The sequence below is a fragment of the Treponema primitia ZAS-1 genome (genome assembly GCF_000297095.1).
GTDB lineage: Bacteria > Spirochaetota > Spirochaetia > Treponematales > Breznakiellaceae > Termitinema > Termitinema primitia_A.
Genome location: NZ_AEEA01000018.1, coordinates 1 through 16,304 on the forward strand (window position 1 = coordinate 1; position 16,304 = coordinate 16,304).

Consider the following 16,304-nt stretch of genomic DNA (forward strand, 5'->3'; position numbering starts at 1 on the left):
ATGTCGCCGGAAGCGAACACCCCGGCCTGGAAGGGTGAGGCAGGACGCCGAACCCTGGAAGGCGAGTCCCGCGTGTCGCGAACACCCCCGTGTTTAGAATTGTAGTAATAAGAAACACCTGATATTAGAAAAATCATACATTTTATTTTTTCAGATAAATGAAAAAAAATTTGACAGATCTAAATTCTTCGTGTACTATAGTTATTAATTGTTAGTAAGTTCTTCGTTTAAGGCATTACAACAAAGAATATAGCGGATATTTTAGGGCTTTTTGGTCTATTTTGCCATTAGTAAATAATATTTACTAATATACTGTAAGTTACGGCGTCGCTGTAATACTATATTTTAGGGATTGGAGGAGAGAAGATGAGTAAAAAGACATGGATTTTTGCAAGTTTGTTCGTAATGGTTTCTTTAACCATGAGTTTTGCCGGGGGGCAAAGTTCAGGTGGACAGGGAGGAGCGGCAAAAAAGATTAAATTCGGTTATGTCCTGAACGACATGAGTCATGAGTGGTATCAGAATATTGCCAAAGGCGCACGGGCTCGGGCAGAAGAACTGGGCATAGAGATCACCATCGCCGATGCGGCCATGGATGCCGCAAAACAGGTGAGCCAGCTTGAAAACATGATCACCCAGGGTGTGGATGTTCTTATTGTCACCCCTGTTGATGTAAAGTCATTGCCTAACATAATAGCCGAAGCAACTAAGGCGGGCATTCCGGTTATTACCGAGTCCAATGTGGTTCCCGGAGCCAAAACCTATGTGGGTATTGATAACGTATCGGGGGGCAAAAAAGCCGGGCTCTGGTTTGCAGAATACGCAAAGGCCAATAAAATTGATCCCAAGATCATTATCGTTGGTCTCCCTGCTTTTGAAGACTGCCGCCAACGGGTCGAAGGTTTTAAAGCCGGTATGGATCAAGGCGGGCTTAAGTACACCATCCTTCAGGAAGTTGACGGACAGGGCGCTAAGGAAACCTCCCTCAAGGTAGCCCAGGACGCCGTTACTGCTCATCCTGATGTAAACGTGATCTTCGGTATTAATGACAATTCCACCACTGGCGGTATGGCCGCTTATAAAGAAGCCGGTCTTGACGAAAGCAAACTCACCGCCATCGGTTTTGGTTTTGAAGGCGTGGTTGGACGGGAAGCCCTGTTGAGCGGCGGCCCCTACAAGTCAGCAGTTGCCATGTTCCCCGATTACGTGGGCGTTTCCGTAGTTGACGCCGCATACAAGGCCTATAACAAAGAAACCCTGCCTGCCAATTATGAATCGGGCACCGTGGTTGTTACCCAGCAAAACTTCCCCCAATTCTATACGAAGAAGGGGAATGATTACGAAACCAATTTTGAAGCTATTCGTTCTTTGAAATAGCGGCTCTTCGTTTTACATCACAATTGACAGGGCAGTGAAAGCATCCCTGTCAATTTATTTTATTAGCCGGGGGTTAGCATTCATGTCGAAAAACAGCTCGAAACTGCTGAACAGTATTAAACAGTCGGATCTATTGGTATTACTGGCCGTCTTGGCGGTATTGTGTATAGTTGTTTCGTTTTTAACGCCCGTATTTCTTTCACAGCGGAACATCATGAATACCCTGCGTCAGGTTTCTTTGACCGCCATTTGCGGGTTCGGCCTTACCATGGTTATTCTGGTTGGAGAGATTGATCTTTCCGTGGGTTCCCAGCAGGCAATAGCCGGCATCAGTTCAATTTACATATTGAACGCCACCCACAGTATTCCCCTTGCCATCCTTGCCGCCCTTGTCTGCGGCGTTATTGTCGGGGCGGTTAACGGTATCCTGGTTACCAAGGCAAAACTTAATTCACTCATAGCCACCCTGGGAACCATGGCAATTTGGCGGGGTCTGGCCATGGTCATAACCGGCGCAGTATCCATACAATCGGGGGTTGAAGCCTTTCAAGGCCTTGCTACAGGTTTTGTCGGATTTATTCCCAATGCGGTTATTATTGCGGCCTTACTGTACCTTATCATCTATTATGTTTTGAATCATACGACTTTCGGCCGAAAAATCTATGCCATAGGGGGCAATAAAGAAGCTTCCCGGCTTGCGGGTCTTTCGGTGGATCGCATAAAGCTTTTGGTGTATATATTCAGCGGAGTGCTCACCATGCTGTCAGGGGTGCTGCTCGCCTCCCGCATGGCATCGGCTCAGCCCACAGCGGGCACGGGTTTTGAAATGGTGGTCATTGCTTCGGTCATTCTGGGAGGCGTCTCCCTTAACGGCGGCATAGGAACCATAGCGGGCGCCCTTATCGGGATGATCATATTGGGGGTGCTGCAGAACGGCCTTACCCTTCTGGATGTTTCTTCCTTCTGGCAGGATATCACCAGGGGTCTGGTTATTATATTGGCCGTGTTTGTTGATACCGTCAGAAAGGACAGTATTGCAAAGCGTCTTGTCAAAGAACAGAAGATGTTGCAGCAGTAGTGTTGCAATAATAGAGGAGGATCATTCTATGGCTGGACAACCGGTAATACAGATCAGGAATATGCACAAAACTTTTCCCGGAGTTCATGCCCTCAAGGGAGTGGATCTTGATCTTTACGCAGGTGAAGTTCATGCGCTGGTGGGAGAAAACGGCGCCGGTAAATCCACACTGATAAAAATAATCTCCGGAGCATATACCTTTACCGAGGGCACGTATCTGATTAACGGTCAGGATGCGGGTATTAAAAACACCATTGACGCCATTAAAAAAGGGATAAGTGTTATTTATCAGGAATTGAATCTGGTGCCCAGTCTCTCGATTGCGGAGAATATCTTTTTTGGAAGGCTCCCTTCAAAACTGGGCCGGGTGCTTTGGAGCGAGCTATACGCCAACGCCCAAAAATACCTTGAAATGGTCGGTCTTTCGGTAAAGCCCACCATGAAGGTACAATACCTGAGCGTCGCTCAGCAGCAACTCGTGGAAATTGCAAAATCACTTGCCCTTGATAGTAAAGTAATTATCATGGACGAACCTACCTCTGCCTTAAGCCCAAAGGAAATCAAAAGTCTTTTTGAAGTAATTGTGACGCTCAGGGAAAAGGGTGTCTGTATTATGTACGTTTCCCATAAGCTTGAAGAGATATTTGAATTGGCAGACCGTATTTCTGTTTTCCGCGACGGCGCCAGGGTGGGCGCCATGCTTGCCAGTGAAACGGATCAGCAGCGGCTAATCGAAATGATGGTGGGCAGAAAACTCAGCGATATGTTCCCTGAGCATACCCGCGTATCCGGTGAAACGGTGCTTGAGGTTAAGGGCCTCACTACCGATAAGGTTACGGATTTAAATTTCCATGTCCGCAAGGGCGAAATAGTCGGCTTTTCGGGCCTCATGGGCGCAGGACGATCCGAAATGACCCGCGGCCTTTTTGGGGCGGATAAAAGAAGCGCAGGAAAAGTATTTATCAACGGCAAGGAAGTGGAAAAAGATTCCACCGGAGCGGCCCATGCCGCAGGCATGGGACTGGTAACCGAGAACCGCAAAACAGAAGGATTGTTGCCGAACCTTTCAGTCAAAAAGAATATAACCATTGCCTCCCTGGGCCAGTTTTCAAAGCTCTTCCATATATTTCCCCGCAAGGAAGCTTCCGAAAGCAACACCCTGGTCGATAAATTGCGTATTAAAACTCCTTCTGTTGATCAGCTTATAACAAAACTTTCCGGAGGCAATCAACAGAAGGTTTTGCTTTCCCGGTGGCTCATGAAGGAAAATCTCAAGCTCCTCATTATTGATGAGCCTACCCGGGGTATTGATGTGGGCGCCAAGTCGGAGATTTATAACCTCATGGATATGCTTGCAAAACAGGGTTTGGCCATTTTGATGGTATCCAGCGAACTGCCAGAAATTTTAGGGATGTGCGACCGCATTTATGTCATGAAGAATGGAAAAATCACCGGCGAATTTAACCGGGAAGATGCAACTGAAACCGCTTTGCTTGCAAAGGCGATCAGCTGAGACAAAAAGGAGGAGAAAATATTTATGCAGCACAGAGAACTTATTGAAAATACCCTGGAAAGAAAACCAATCCCCACCAACGCATTCTGGATTGGGCATCCCGCTGATGAAACAAAAAAGTTATATTATAAAGAATTAGGTATTAAAGAGGCGGAACTTTCGGAATTAGAAAAACATAACCGTGAAGCCTCGGTATTAAAATCTTCAGACGCCGATGAAAAAGAAGTTGAATTCAGCCTCAAAACCGGCAGCGATATGACCTGGATATCCCCGGAACTGGATTTAAGCTGCTGGAAACATCCCGAAGGAAAACCCATGTGGGATTGTTTTGAAAAAGGCAGGGCAAGCCTTGGCAGCGCCGGAATTTTTGCGGAATGCGAGGATGTGCAGGAAGTTGAAGCCTTTGATTGGCCTAATCCGGATTACCTTGATTTTTCCTCAACCCTTAAGCGGGTCAAATACGCCTACGATCAAGGGCTTGCCGTTTTTGGCGGTATGTGGTGCCCTTTTTTTCATACCCTGAGCGATTTTTTTGGCATGGAGAACTATTTTGTAAAGATGCACACAGACAAAGAAGTGGTCCATGCGGTTACTTCCCATGTGGTTGATTTCTATGTGGAAACCAATACCCGCTTCTTCAATTTAGCAAAAGAATATCTTACCGCAGGTTTTTTCGGTAATGATTTTGGAACCCAGCTTGATCTGATGATTGGCTTTAATGATTTTGACGAGTTCCTTCTTCCCTCCATAAACCGTATTATCGGTACCATTAAAAAGGCCGGGTTAAAAACTGCCTTCCATTCCTGCGGCTCCATTAACCGGGTTATACCCCGGCTCATTGATGCGGGAATTGATGTGCTGCATCCGCTTCAGGCCCGTGCTAAGAATATGGACGCAAAAAACCTTGAAACCCAATATGGAAAGGATCTTATCTTTATGGGCGGAGTTGATACCCAGCAGCTCCTTCCTTTTGGAAAAAAAGAACAGGTTCGGGAAGAAGTGCTCAGGTTACGGGACATTTTTAAGGGACATTTTATTGTTTCTCCCAGCCATGAGGCCCTGCTCCCCGATGTTCCATTTGAAAACGCCATGGCCATGAGCAAGGCTGCAAAAGAATAATTATATCAGCAAATAAAATATCTAAGGAGTAACGCATGAACAGAGAATATGCTCATTTAAAGGAATTAGGAAAAAAATTATCAGAAATTACAAATTTGCCGGTTCAGGAGGAAAAGAAAAAACTTTGGATTGCCAATAACGATCTTAAACCAATACGGCCCATGGTATACATGGATCAGCTTCCCTGGCATGAGATCAACACCAGCGATGAAATGAAGCTCCTGTGCGAAAATGAATTTCTCCGCTCGGTGGAATACAGTATCCGGCAGCTGCTTTACCGGTGGAAGCACTTTCCCTGCGATATGGTTGTGGAGAACCGGATTGATATTCCCCACGCCGTTCATAACGTCAATTACGGCATCCATATTGTAGAAGAGACCAGGCAGACCGATGCGGGCAATGACGTAGTTTCCCATAAGTATAAAGATCAGATAGCCACGGAGGAAGATCTTAATGCGCTGCAGAATGATGAGATCCGGGTAGACCGGGATTTGGACCGATTGCATATGGAACAATGCCAGGAAATTTTTGACAGCATTATTCCTGTGCGTTTTTCCGGTGTTGATATACATGCCGGCGTTTGGGATCGGATCGCCCAGATGCGGCCGGCCCAGGTTATTTTAGAAGATATGATTGACCGGCCCGAATTTATGCAGAAGATTGTTGAAAAATTTGTGTCCCTAACCATGTCAACGGTTGAGCAATGCGAGGCGCTTGGTCTCCTTGATCCGGAAATGCAGTATGTTCACTGCACGGGGGCCTATACCAATGACCTTCCGCCGGTGAAGGAAGGTCAGGATCATCCTGCAGCAAAAAATATATGGGCCTTTGGGATGGCGCAGCTTTTTACAACCATGTCCCCTGCCATGCACGAGGAATTTGAGATCGATATTGTGCGTCCCCTGTATGAACGGTTCGGCCTGCTCTACTACGGCTGCTGCGAGCCCCTGGAAAATAAAATCGGCATAATCCGAAAGCTCAAAAATGTGCGCAAGATATCCGTAAGCCCATGGGCAAATGTGGCAAAAAGTGCGGAGAACATGCATGGAGACTTTGTGTTGTCCTTAAAGCCCAACCCGGCGTTTTTTGTGGCGGGTTTTGCCGAGGATAAGATTGTAAAACTTGTCCGTGACGCAATAGCGGTCGCCAAGGCCAACAACACGCCAATCGAGATTATTCAAAAGGACGTGAGTACCCTTGAATATCATCTTGACAATCTTGACCGTTGGGAGCAAATTGTAATGCGGATTGTTCAGGACATTTAAGTATGACAGGGGTATTATGCCAAAACATAAACAGGAAATTCTTGTTGGGAATCATGGGTTAATTAAATATATTAATAAAAAGAATGTTTTGGATACCATCCTTCGGGAAGAACAGATCTCCAGGATTGACATATCAAAACGTGTAAAATTAGCCATGCCGACGGTCATGCGGATTGTCGATGAATTTGTCAATGACGGGCTGGTTATCGAAATTGGAAAGGGGAGTTCAAACGGCGGGCGCAAACCAAATCTGTTAAGCGTCAACGCCGATGCCCGATATTTTCTTGCTACATTAATTTCCGGCAGTGTAAGAAGTGTGGTGGCAAATATGCAGGGAAAGATACTCAGCGATTATGAATCGGAAATTGATTTTTCGGGCCAGGAGGATCATATCCTGACTCAGTTAAAAAATTGTATGCAGCGGGCAATTGAAGGGTGCGGATTGACCGCAAACGATATTGCGTATTCCAGCATCGGAACTCCGGGCATGGGATTCAAATATTATACGGCCGGAAAGACCAGCCATGTGTTTGGTTATTGGTCAAAACTAAGCATCAATTTCTTTAAGAAACAGGGGCAGTTTGAATATCCAACCGCCATTGAAAATATAGCCAAAATGGGAGCCCTGGGAGAGCTTAGGTACGGTAAAGGGAAGTACTATAGCGATTATTTGTTTATATTTGCAGGTACCGGTGTGGGGATGGGGGTTGTAAGGAACGGAAGCTTTGAGTTAGGCGTTAGCGGTACCGCAGGCGAATTCGGGCATACAATCATTGATTATAACGGACCGGAGTGTTATTGCGGAAACAGGGGCTGCATTGAAAGTTATTGTTCGACCATTGCCATCTGCAGGGAATATAAACGGGAAAGAATAAACAACGGATTTGATGCTGCCTCTGACTATTCAGTCTCAGAAGTAGCGGAGGCTGTCAGACGCGGTGAAAGCTATGCGGTTACTGTTGCCAAACGGATAGGAATGCTGCTGGGAATAGGTATAGCAAACGCCATTAATCTATACAATCCCGACGCGGTCATCGTTGGCGGTGAATTGTGCGAAGTTCCACTATGCATCGAAGCGGCATTTGAAGAGGCAAAAAGGCATATATTCAGGAATGCCAGCAGGGATGTAAATTTTCTCATCTCTTCCCGGGATAACCCGATACTTATAATGGGGACAATAGCATATGCTATGGAGAATTGTTTTAACGAATATTGCAAATGTTAATTACTGCCTGAAATCCTTTTTTGTTCGCAAATTATCAGAAATATGTCCCTCTTCTCCATAATATCTACAAATTTTTGTCATATACTAAACCTGTAAACAAAAAGGCAGGTATTGGATGAAAAAAGCCATTATTACGGCTGGACTCCTCATAGCGCTGGTTTGTGCTCTTCCGGGGTGCAGGGTGAAAGCCCGGGGTCTTTCGGGACAAGAAACGGACAGGTTTGAAGCAGTTAGCGGTTCCCCTAGAGCTGATGGCAGCGGCGCCGCTGTTGCCAGGATTCCCGCAGCGGTTGGATCCGGCCCGTACCGGAACCCGGCTGTGGTACAGGGCGGTGAACAGATTATCGCTACCACCTTCAGTTCCCGCCGCTATGTGCCCATCACCGTGCAGGTTGGGATTCCCGTAAAGTGGACTATTTCGATGGAACAGGGCAGCCTGAACGGCTGTAATGGGGCCATGATAATCCAAAAGTTCAATATCCGCCAGCGCTTGAAGGTTGGGAGTACGGTGGTCGAATTTACCCCCACAGAAACCGGGAACATAGCCTACTCCTGCTGGATGGGGATGATCCGGAGCACCATCACCGTGGTGGAGAGTTTGTCCGCCGAAAGCTCAGGCTCGTTCCGGCCGGCCCTGTACCAGCCCGGGCAGGCGATGCTGCGGACTGCGGCCCTTGAAGAGGATGCGGATGATTTTTCCGGCTTCGGCGGGCCCGGGGGCTGCTGCGGCGTCAGTGGGTTTGAAGACCTGGAAGGGGATGATCCCTACCTGGATCAGGAGGATGGTTACGCCTTGACGCCGGAGGATTTTGATGATCAGGGGGATGCTTTAGCCCAAAACGGATTCGGCCGCGGCGGTTGTTGCAGCGGTGGTTCAAAACGATTGTGAAAAAATATATTGATAAGGATAAAAGGATGAAAAAATACGTATTATTAATTGTAGGGACCTTGCTGGTTTTGGTAGGCTGTAACCGGGTACAGACCGGCGGCCGGGAGTCCGACGAGGCTTTGACGGCCTTTAACGCCATTGTTAAGGCGAACCCGGATCGAAAGGGCTATCATGATGCCCTGAAGCATTGGGGGCTTGCCCTTCCCGAGGGCGCTAAGTTCGAGTGGACCAAGGACACTGGGGCGAATAATATCGATTTTGCCATGGTGATCCCCGCGGAGCCCTTTATCCAGGCGGGGTTGGATGTGAACCGCCTGGATGGGACCGGTTATGTGTTCCAGGCAGCTAAGGTTGAGGGCGGGGAAAGTCTGCCGGATTTGCTGCTGCATCCGTACAACGTTAGTGATAAAAAGCAAAACGCCCAGGGTTCCGAGGATGCCCTCCGGCGTATCCTCAAGCAGAAGAACAATATGGTAAAATATCACGGGGAACTTCAGCACTACCGGCTCTTCCTCTACGATGAGGGGGATACGCCCTTCGAGGTGCAGTGGACGGAAGAACTGGGTTTAAGCGATGCGGATATCACCTTTGTAATTCCCGCGGACCCCCTGACTGCGGCGGGGTTGGATATAACCCGGCTGGACGGTTGGGTTTTTCAGCCGGCGTCGAATGACAATAGCATGGGTATGGGAGCGAATCCCAACCAGTTGGTGGAAATATATACCCTGGTAAATTAAAATAAAAAGGGAGAAACTATGACCAGTAAAGTTTTAGTAATAGAAGGGATGACCTGCGCGGCATGCGCCAAGACGGTGGAACGGGTAACCAAGAAACTGCCCGGGGTTGCGGAGGCCAATGTGAACCTGGCCACGGAAAAGCTCAGCATAAGTTTTAATGATGGGGAGCTTACCATAAAGACCATCCAGGAGGCGGTAGAAAAGGCCGGGTACAAGGCTTTGACCCAGTCGGTAAGTAAGGCCTTCAATATCCAGGGGATGACCTGCGCCGTCTGCGCCCGGACCGTGGAGCGGGTAACAAAAAAACTTTCCGGGGTAGATGAAGCCAGCGTAAATCTGGCCACAGAAAAACTGAACATTACCTTCGATCCGGATCTCCTGACCACGGCCATTATCAAAGCTGCGGTTACCAAGGCGGGGTACAAGGCCATTGAGGAGGCCGACGAGACGGATCTTGCGGGGAAGAAGCGGGGTGAAATTAATGCCCTGCGGAACCGGTTTATCTTTTCGGCGATTTTTGCTTTCCCCTTACTGCTCATCGCCATGGTCCCCATGATTCTGGAAGCCCTGGGGGTCAACCTGCCGGGTTTTCTCAATACCATGCGCTATCCAAAACAATTTGCCCTGATACAATTCCTGATGTGTACTCCGGTGATGATAATCGGGCGGCGTTACTATACCGTGGGTTTCCGCAACCTGGTAAAGTTCAGTCCCAACATGGATTCCCTCATTGCCATCGGTACCTCCGCGGCGTATCTTTATAGTTTCTACGGAGTGTACCAGATTTTCTTCAATGGCAATGTGGACTACGAACTTTACTTTGAGGGGGCCGCAGTAATCCTGGCGCTTATCACCTTAGGTAAATATATGGAAGCGGTTTCCAAGGGCAAGACTTCGGAGGCCATCAAGAAACTTATCGGCCTTGCGCCGAAACAGGCTGCGGTGATACGGGACGGAGTGGAAATCCTGGTTCCCATTGACGAAGTGGAAGTGGGGGACATCGTGGTGGTACGCCCCGGGGAGAAGTTTCCCGTGGACGGTGTTGTTACCGAGGGGCTCACCGCGGTGGACGAATCCATGCTCACCGGGGAAAGTATCCCTGTGGAGAAAAATATCGGGGATACGGTAATTGGGGCGAGCATCAACAAGAACGGTTCGGTCAAATACCGGGCAACCCGGGTGGGGAAGGACACCGCCCTGGCGCAGATTATCAAGCTGGTGGAAAATGCCCAGGGTTCCAAGGCTCCCATCGCCCGGCTTGCGGACATCATATCCGGCTACTTTGTGCCCGTAGTAATAGTGCTGGCCCTCATAGGCGCCGGGGCCTGGTTTTTCTCCGGGGAGACCGTCGCCTTTTCCATCACCATCCTCATATCGGTACTGGTTATCGCCTGCCCCTGTGCGCTGGGTCTGGCTACCCCTACTGCCATCATGGTGGGAACCGGCAAGGGCGCCCAGTATGGGGTGTTGATTAAGAGTGGAGTGGCCCTGGAAACGGCTCACAAGATCGGCGTGGTGGTGCTGGACAAAACTGGCACTATTACTGAGGGAAAGCCAACGGTTACCGACATCATCTTGACAGGCAATGAGCAAGGCGGTGCGGATACAGCGTCTGGTGACAAGTCCCTGCTGCAGTTAGCGGCCTCCGGCGAGAAGGGCAGCGAGCATCCCCTGGGTGAAGCCATCGTCCGGGCGGCGGAGGGAAAGGGCTTAGAGCTTTTCCCGGCGGAACAGTTCCAGGCCATACCCGGTCGTGGTATCCAGACCGTAATTCAAGGTAAGACGGTACTTCTGGGAAATGAGAAGCTGATGGCTGAAAAAAACATCCCCCTAGGAGACGCCGCGGCCAATGCGGAGCGCCTTGCCGGGGATGGCAAGACCCCCATGTTCGTTGCGGTGGACGGCGCTCTGGGCGGCATCATCGCTGTGGCGGATACGGTTAAGGCAACGAGCGCCGAGGCGGTGGAACGGCTCCACCGGCTTGGTGTCCAGGTGGCGATGATCACCGGGGACAACAAACGTACCGCTGCGGCTATCGCCAAACAGGTGGGCATCGACACGGTTCTGGCGGAGGTATTGCCGGAGGATAAGGCGGCGGAGGTAAAGAAGCTGCAGGCGAGCGGTAAGAAAACCGCCATGGTCGGGGATGGTATCAACGACGCCCCAGCCCTGGCTCAGGCCGACGTGGGCATGGCCATAGGTTCCGGTACCGATGTTGCCATGGAATCCGCAGACATAGTTCTCATGAAGAGCGACCTGCGGGATGTTGCCACCGCCATTGAGCTTTCCCGCAAGACCATTGTGAACATCAAGCAGAATCTTTTCTGGGCCTTTGCATACAATACCCTGGGGATACCCATCGCCATGGGCGTCCTCTACCTGTTCGGCGGGCCCCTGCTCAATCCGGTGATCGCCGCCTTAGCCATGAGCTTTTCCTCGGTCTCGGTGCTGAGTAACGCCCTGCGTTTGCGGGGCTTTAAGCCCTCAAAGTTATAGGATATTATTAGCAGCATATTCGAAGATAGGAGCGATCATGAAAACGAACTTAAAAATTGACGGGATGTCCTGTGAACACTGTGTAAAACACGTTAAGGACGCATTGGAAGAAGTGGCGGGGGTCAGCTCCGCAGCGGTGAGCCTTAAGGAGAATTCCGCCGTGGTGGATCACGGGGATGCGGTAACCCTGGATGCCCTAAAGGCTGCGGTTGTAGAAGCGGGCTATGAGGTAGTGTGAACGCCGTCCTGGTTGTAGACGACGAACCGAAGATCCTCGACATTGTAAAGTCCTATTTGGAAAAAAGCGGGTACCGGGCGCTGACTGCAAAAAACGGGAAGGAAGCCCTAGCGGCGCTGCAGCGTAATACCGTGGATCTCATGCTCCTGGACCTGATGCTGCCGGATCTTTCCGGCGAGGAACTATGCCGCAGGGTACGCTCCGAATCGGATATGCCCATCATCATGATGACCGCCAAGGTTGATGAGGAGAGCATCATCAACGGGCTCCGTATCGGCGCCGATGATTATGTGACCAAGCCCTTCAGCCCCCGGCAGCTCATGGCCCGGGTTGCAGCAGCACTGCGCCGATCCGGCGGCGGGCCTGTGGAAGGGCGGGTCCTGACCTGCGATGTCCTGTCGGCGGATACGGAGAACCGCCGGGTGAGCAAGAACGGAGCTGCCCTAACCCTGACCCCGAACGAGTACAAAATACTAACGCTGCTTATGTCCAGGCCCCATAAAATTTTTACCCGGGATGAGATTATCGATAATATCAAAAACGAGGAGTACGATGGCTTCGACCGTACCATCGATTCCCATATAAAAAACCTGCGGCAAAAAATAGAGGATGACGCCCGGAACCCCCGGTATATCCTCACCGTTTACGGCATGGGATATCGGTTCGGAGGGGAGGCGTCTCCTTGATCAGTCTGAGGAACCGCCTGGCCCTGAGCTACGCCTTGTTTATCTGCGTCTCCGTTCTTGTTATGGGTATTATCATCAACCGGTTTGCGGAGAAATTATTTTCCGCCTTTGTCACGGAGAATATCAACACCGAAAGCAGGGAAATTGCCGATACCATTGCTGAACAGTGGGATCCCAACGCCGGTAGTTTTGATGTGGTCAGCGTAGAAGCCATGGGCATGTACTTTGTTCACCAGGGCTATATCGTATCAGTGGTAGACATTAAGGGTGAAATAGTCTGGGACGCCCGGGCTTGCGACATGCAGCAGTGCGCCATGGTGATTAACGAAATTATCGACCGGATGGAAAACGAATTCGGAGTGGGAGGATCATTCCAGACGAACGAGTTTCTTCTGTCCTATCAGGATATACCCATTGGTTATCTTAATATCGAAACCTACGGTCCTTTTTTTTATAGTAAAACTGAGTCTGCATTCCTATTGGGTCTTAATAACTTTCTGTTGGTGTCCGGTTGTATCTTTATCGTCCTGAGTATTCTCCTTTCCGTCTTTCTGGCTGCGGAGATTTCCAGGCCCGTCCTCAGGGCTTCTGAGGCAGCCCGGCGGATCGCCGGCGGGGAGCTTTCGGCGCGGGTTACCGATCGTTACGGCACCCGGGAACTTCGCGAACTTTCCCGGTCGGTGAATGATCTTGCAGCGGCTCTGGAGAACGGTGAACGCTGGCAGAAACAGTTGACAGCGGATATTGCCCATGAACTGCGTACCCCCCTAACCTGTCTGCAGGGAAACATGGAGGCCATGATCGACGGCGTATGGGAACCCACAACGGAGCGGCTTTCCAGCGCTTACGAAGAAATTTCCCGGCTTAACAAGCTGGTGGAGGATCTGAACCGCCTTTCGATCCTGGAGCAGAAAAATCTCATCCTGCATAAAACTGAATGTGATTTGACAAAACTTGCCGGCGCCGCTGTGGAACGGTTCCGTCCGGCAGCACTGGAGAAGGGCATTGAGATTAAGCTTCTTAGCCCCACGGTAATAACGGTTAACGGAGATTATGACCGGCTGACCCAGGTGTTTACCAATCTTATTTCAAATTCCATTAAATACACTGACCAAGGTAGTATTACTGTTACTTTATCTCAAACGCAGCAATACTGTGAACTAAGCGTGGCGGATACCGGGATAGGTATGGCAGCGGATGAGCTGCCCCATATATTCGAACGGTTCTACCGGTCCGATAAGTCCCGGAGCCGGAATACCGGCGGGGCTGGGATAGGGCTCTCCATTGTTCAGACCATAGTAAACGCCCACGGGGGGCAGATACAAGCGGAAAGTGAGACTGGAAAGGGGAGCGTATTTATGGTACACCTGCCCAGGGAAGTTTTGTAATGGAGGTTTTATAATGAAGAAACTCTTGAATTCCGTGGAAAACGCCGTTTATGAGATGGGCGCCGGAATTGCCCTTACCCATACGGATCTTGTTTTTAATAACCGGTACAAGTTTCTGCGAAAAAAAACAATAAATAAGGACAAGGTCAGCCTTGTAAGCGGCGGCGGCAGCGGTCATGAACCTGCCCATGCCGGATATATAGGAAGGGGAATGCTGGATGCGGCGGTTTGCGGTGATGTATTTGCATCTCCGTCTCAGGTGCAGGTATATCAGGCCATTAAAGATTCTGCGGGAACTAAAGGTACATTGCTTATCATAAAAAATTACAGCGGTGATATAATGAATTTTCAAAATGCCGCCTTTCTTGCCGGATTGGACGGATTAAAAGTAGATTATATAAAAGTAAACGATGATATAGCTGTTGAGGACAGTCTTTATACCGTTGGACGGCGTGGTGTGGCCGGCACCGTGTTAGTGCATAAGATTGCGGGCGCCGCCGCCGAGGCCGGTGGCAGCCTGGAGGAAGTAAAGCGCCTTGCCCAGAAAGCTGCGGACAATGTACGCAGCTTAGGTTTTGCCTTTACATCCTGTACGGTTCCCGCCAAGGGGACCCCCACCTTCTCTTTGGTGGAAGATGAAATGGAATACGGTATCGGTATCCACGGCGAACCGGGTATACACCGGGAAAAAATTGCCAAAGCGGAGGACCTGGCAAAGCGGATGATTCCGGCGATTATAAAGGATCTCAAGCTGGGCAAGGATGGTGAGGTGGTTCTACTGGTGAACGGCTTTGGCGCAACTCCCCTTATGGAACTGTACCTGTTTGGCTATTCTGCCCTGGCTGAACTGAACACTGCGGGTATCAAAACATATCGTATGTTTACGGGTAATTATATGACCAGCCTTGATATGGCGGGATCATCAATTACGTTGTTAAAGCTCGATGATGAATTGAAAAAATTGATAGATGCCAAAAGCGATGCGCCTGCTTTTACCGTATCGGGCCCTGCGGAGCCCCCGCGGTTTACAAGGGCTATTCCGGAACTGGAAGCCGGTAACGTATCGTATAAAGTGCAAACCGATAGTAAATATGCGCTTATTGAAAATAATGTAATCACCCTGCAAAATATAATCTATCTTATCGATAAGATGAGTGAAGTTATAATTGAAAATGAGGTTCCTTTCTGTGATATGGATGCCCATGGAGGGGATGGTGATTTTGGAATGAGCATTGCCAAGGGTTTCAGGCGTTTAAAGGTTGAGTGGGAAGATCTTTTGAAAAAATCCAAGACCATCGGAGAATTTCTGGATGCCTGTGCGGTGGTAATTATGGAATACTGCGGCGGCGCTTCCGGTCCAATTTGGGGCTTTGCTTTTAAATACGCCGCAAAGGCCGCAGCGGATGCAGTTACGGTAGATATCCAGGGTTTTGCGAAATTGTTTCAGGCTGCGGTTAATGGCGTACAGGAAACCGGCAAACGTTCATTTGGGCGGGGCGCCGTGGTCGGCGACAAGACCTTGGTGGATGCCCTGGTTCCCTGTGCGGACTCCTGGAGTGAATCCGCGAAACGGGGAGCAAGCTTCCCTGAAGGGTTTAAACAGGCCGCCGCCGCCGCGGTTTCCGGCGCCGACAAGACAAAGGATATAGTAGCCCACATGGGCCGGGCGGAAAATGCGGGCGAGCGAAGTCTGGGATATCCCGATGCCGGCGCCTATGCCCTGGGGCTTATCTTTACCGAAATCGCCAAAAGCGTACAGTAAATTAAGCCTGTTCCAGAAAGGCCTTTACCTGTTCTTTGGCAACTCCAACCTGCGCTGCGGCGTCCAGTTTGTGCCCGTTCATTCGAAAAGCGGGAACAAACCAGACGCCGCTTTTTTCATAGGCCAGATCGTTGTTCTCGTCTATCTGCTTGGCGTACTTCCCCGATTCCAGGATTGCCTTGAATTTCGCTCCGTCCACCAGGCCTTTGACGATATCAACCAGTACATCGGGCTTTTCCACGTTACGCCGTTCTACAGCCACCGCCTGAAACATGGCGGCGTGGAATTTCGGCATATCCGCGTTTAGTTCCTTTGCAATGTAATAACTTTGGCAGCTCAGGTCCGTGTGGGGCGGATGGTCCTCCGGCCGGGGATGGGATTCCACAGGCCGCCATTCAATTTCAAGCTCAGGATAATCCCCGATATAACTCACCAGGTACTCATACCCCTTTTTACAGTAGGGACATTCGTAATCATAAAAAACTTGCATCTTTGCCATGGTTTCCTCTCCAATATAAGCATTAGCTATTT

At 49.7% G+C, this 16,304-nt stretch carries 14 protein-coding genes; 13 read left to right on the plus strand and 1 reads right to left on the minus strand.

The window, feature by feature from the left end; translation table 11 throughout:
- The first annotated feature begins 366 nt into the window (after positions 1–366).
- The 13 genes from TPRIMZ1_RS0101770 (at position 367) to dhaK (ending at position 15,773) form a co-directional block, all read left to right on the plus strand.
- Positions 367–1,377, plus strand: a complete 1,011-nt coding sequence (locus TPRIMZ1_RS0101770) for a sugar ABC transporter substrate-binding protein (protein WP_010253825.1) — start codon at positions 367–369, stop codon at positions 1,375–1,377.
- Between the two features lie 82 nt (positions 1,378–1,459).
- Positions 1,460–2,455, plus strand: a complete 996-nt coding sequence (locus TPRIMZ1_RS0101775) for an ABC transporter permease (RefSeq protein ID WP_010253829.1) — start codon at positions 1,460–1,462, stop codon at positions 2,453–2,455.
- 28 nt (positions 2,456–2,483) lie between these two features.
- Positions 2,484–3,968 carry a sugar ABC transporter ATP-binding protein gene (locus TPRIMZ1_RS0101780; protein WP_010253834.1) on the plus strand — a complete coding sequence of 495 codons (1,485 nt, stop codon included), beginning with the start codon at positions 2,484–2,486 and terminating at the stop codon, positions 3,966–3,968.
- A 24-nt stretch (positions 3,969–3,992) separates the two neighbouring features.
- Positions 3,993–5,087 carry a uroporphyrinogen decarboxylase family protein gene (locus TPRIMZ1_RS0101785; protein WP_010253837.1) on the plus strand — a complete coding sequence of 365 codons (1,095 nt, stop codon included), beginning with the start codon at positions 3,993–3,995 and terminating at the stop codon, positions 5,085–5,087.
- Between the two features lie 35 nt (positions 5,088–5,122).
- On the plus strand, positions 5,123–6,352 hold the full coding sequence (locus TPRIMZ1_RS18255) for a hypothetical protein (protein ID WP_010253840.1): 1,230 nt from the start codon (positions 5,123–5,125) through the stop codon (positions 6,350–6,352).
- Between the two features lie 16 nt (positions 6,353–6,368).
- Positions 6,369–7,577, plus strand: coding sequence for an ROK family transcriptional regulator (locus tag TPRIMZ1_RS0101795; protein WP_010253842.1), 1,209 nt, complete (start codon positions 6,369–6,371; stop codon positions 7,575–7,577).
- Positions 7,578–7,692: 115 nt separating this feature from the next.
- Positions 7,693–8,466 carry a hypothetical protein gene (locus TPRIMZ1_RS0101800; RefSeq protein WP_010253845.1) on the plus strand — a complete coding sequence of 258 codons (774 nt, stop codon included), beginning with the start codon at positions 7,693–7,695 and terminating at the stop codon, positions 8,464–8,466.
- Positions 8,467–8,492: 26 nt separating this feature from the next.
- Positions 8,493–9,203, plus strand: coding sequence for a hypothetical protein (locus TPRIMZ1_RS0101805; RefSeq protein WP_026043454.1), 711 nt, complete (start codon positions 8,493–8,495; stop codon positions 9,201–9,203).
- An 18-nt stretch (positions 9,204–9,221) separates the two neighbouring features.
- A complete protein-coding gene (locus tag TPRIMZ1_RS0101810; protein ID WP_010253852.1) occupies positions 9,222–11,699 on the plus strand; it encodes a heavy metal translocating P-type ATPase in 2,478 nt (825 codons plus the stop codon).
- Positions 11,700–11,736: 37 nt separating this feature from the next.
- On the plus strand, positions 11,737–11,937 hold the full coding sequence (locus TPRIMZ1_RS0101815) for a heavy-metal-associated domain-containing protein (RefSeq protein ID WP_010253854.1): 201 nt from the start codon (positions 11,737–11,739) through the stop codon (positions 11,935–11,937).
- Positions 11,934–12,623 carry a response regulator transcription factor gene (locus tag TPRIMZ1_RS0101820; RefSeq protein ID WP_010253855.1) on the plus strand — a complete coding sequence of 230 codons (690 nt, stop codon included), beginning with the start codon at positions 11,934–11,936 and terminating at the stop codon, positions 12,621–12,623. The genes TPRIMZ1_RS0101815 and TPRIMZ1_RS0101820 overlap by 4 nt, the downstream gene beginning before the upstream one ends.
- The gene (locus TPRIMZ1_RS0101825; protein WP_010253857.1) at positions 12,620–14,011 is read left to right on the plus strand and encodes a sensor histidine kinase; all 1,392 of its coding nucleotides are present in this window, start codon (positions 12,620–12,622) and stop codon (positions 14,009–14,011) included. The genes TPRIMZ1_RS0101820 and TPRIMZ1_RS0101825 overlap by 4 nt, the downstream gene beginning before the upstream one ends.
- Before the next feature lie 13 nt (positions 14,012–14,024).
- Positions 14,025–15,773: a dihydroxyacetone kinase subunit DhaK gene (gene dhaK, locus TPRIMZ1_RS19960; RefSeq protein ID WP_010253861.1), complete on the plus strand. Its 1,749-nt coding sequence runs from the start codon at positions 14,025–14,027 to the stop codon at positions 15,771–15,773.
- 1 nt (position 15,774) lies between these two features.
- Here dhaK and TPRIMZ1_RS0101835 read toward each other — a convergent pair whose 3' ends face one another.
- Positions 15,775–16,302: a DsbA family protein gene (locus TPRIMZ1_RS0101835; protein ID WP_332829106.1), complete on the minus strand. Its 528-nt coding sequence runs from the start codon at positions 16,300–16,302 to the stop codon at positions 15,775–15,777.
- Positions 16,303–16,304: the final 2 nt, after the last annotated feature.

Bases quoted from the DNA above. Each gene is read 5' to 3' on its own strand.
- TPRIMZ1_RS0101795 (WP_010253842.1), top strand. From the start codon at position 6,369: ATGCCAAAACATAAACAGGAAATTCTTGTTGGGAATCATGGGTTAATT.
- TPRIMZ1_RS0101780 (WP_010253834.1), top strand. From the start codon at position 2,484: ATGGCTGGACAACCGGTAATACAGATCAGGAATATGCACAAAACTTTT.
- TPRIMZ1_RS0101785 (WP_010253837.1), top strand. From the start codon at position 3,993: ATGCAGCACAGAGAACTTATTGAAAATACCCTGGAAAGAAAACCAATC.
- TPRIMZ1_RS0101805 (WP_026043454.1), top strand. From the start codon at position 8,493: ATGAAAAAATACGTATTATTAATTGTAGGGACCTTGCTGGTTTTGGTA.
- TPRIMZ1_RS0101770 (WP_010253825.1), top strand. From the start codon at position 367: ATGAGTAAAAAGACATGGATTTTTGCAAGTTTGTTCGTAATGGTTTCT.
- TPRIMZ1_RS0101800 (WP_010253845.1), top strand. From the start codon at position 7,693: ATGAAAAAAGCCATTATTACGGCTGGACTCCTCATAGCGCTGGTTTGT.
- TPRIMZ1_RS0101815 (WP_010253854.1), top strand. From the start codon at position 11,737: ATGAAAACGAACTTAAAAATTGACGGGATGTCCTGTGAACACTGTGTA.
- TPRIMZ1_RS0101775 (WP_010253829.1), top strand. From the start codon at position 1,460: ATGTCGAAAAACAGCTCGAAACTGCTGAACAGTATTAAACAGTCGGAT.
- TPRIMZ1_RS18255 (WP_010253840.1), top strand. From the start codon at position 5,123: ATGAACAGAGAATATGCTCATTTAAAGGAATTAGGAAAAAAATTATCA.
- TPRIMZ1_RS0101810 (WP_010253852.1), top strand. From the start codon at position 9,222: ATGACCAGTAAAGTTTTAGTAATAGAAGGGATGACCTGCGCGGCATGC.
- dhaK (WP_010253861.1), top strand. From the start codon at position 14,025: ATGAAGAAACTCTTGAATTCCGTGGAAAACGCCGTTTATGAGATGGGC.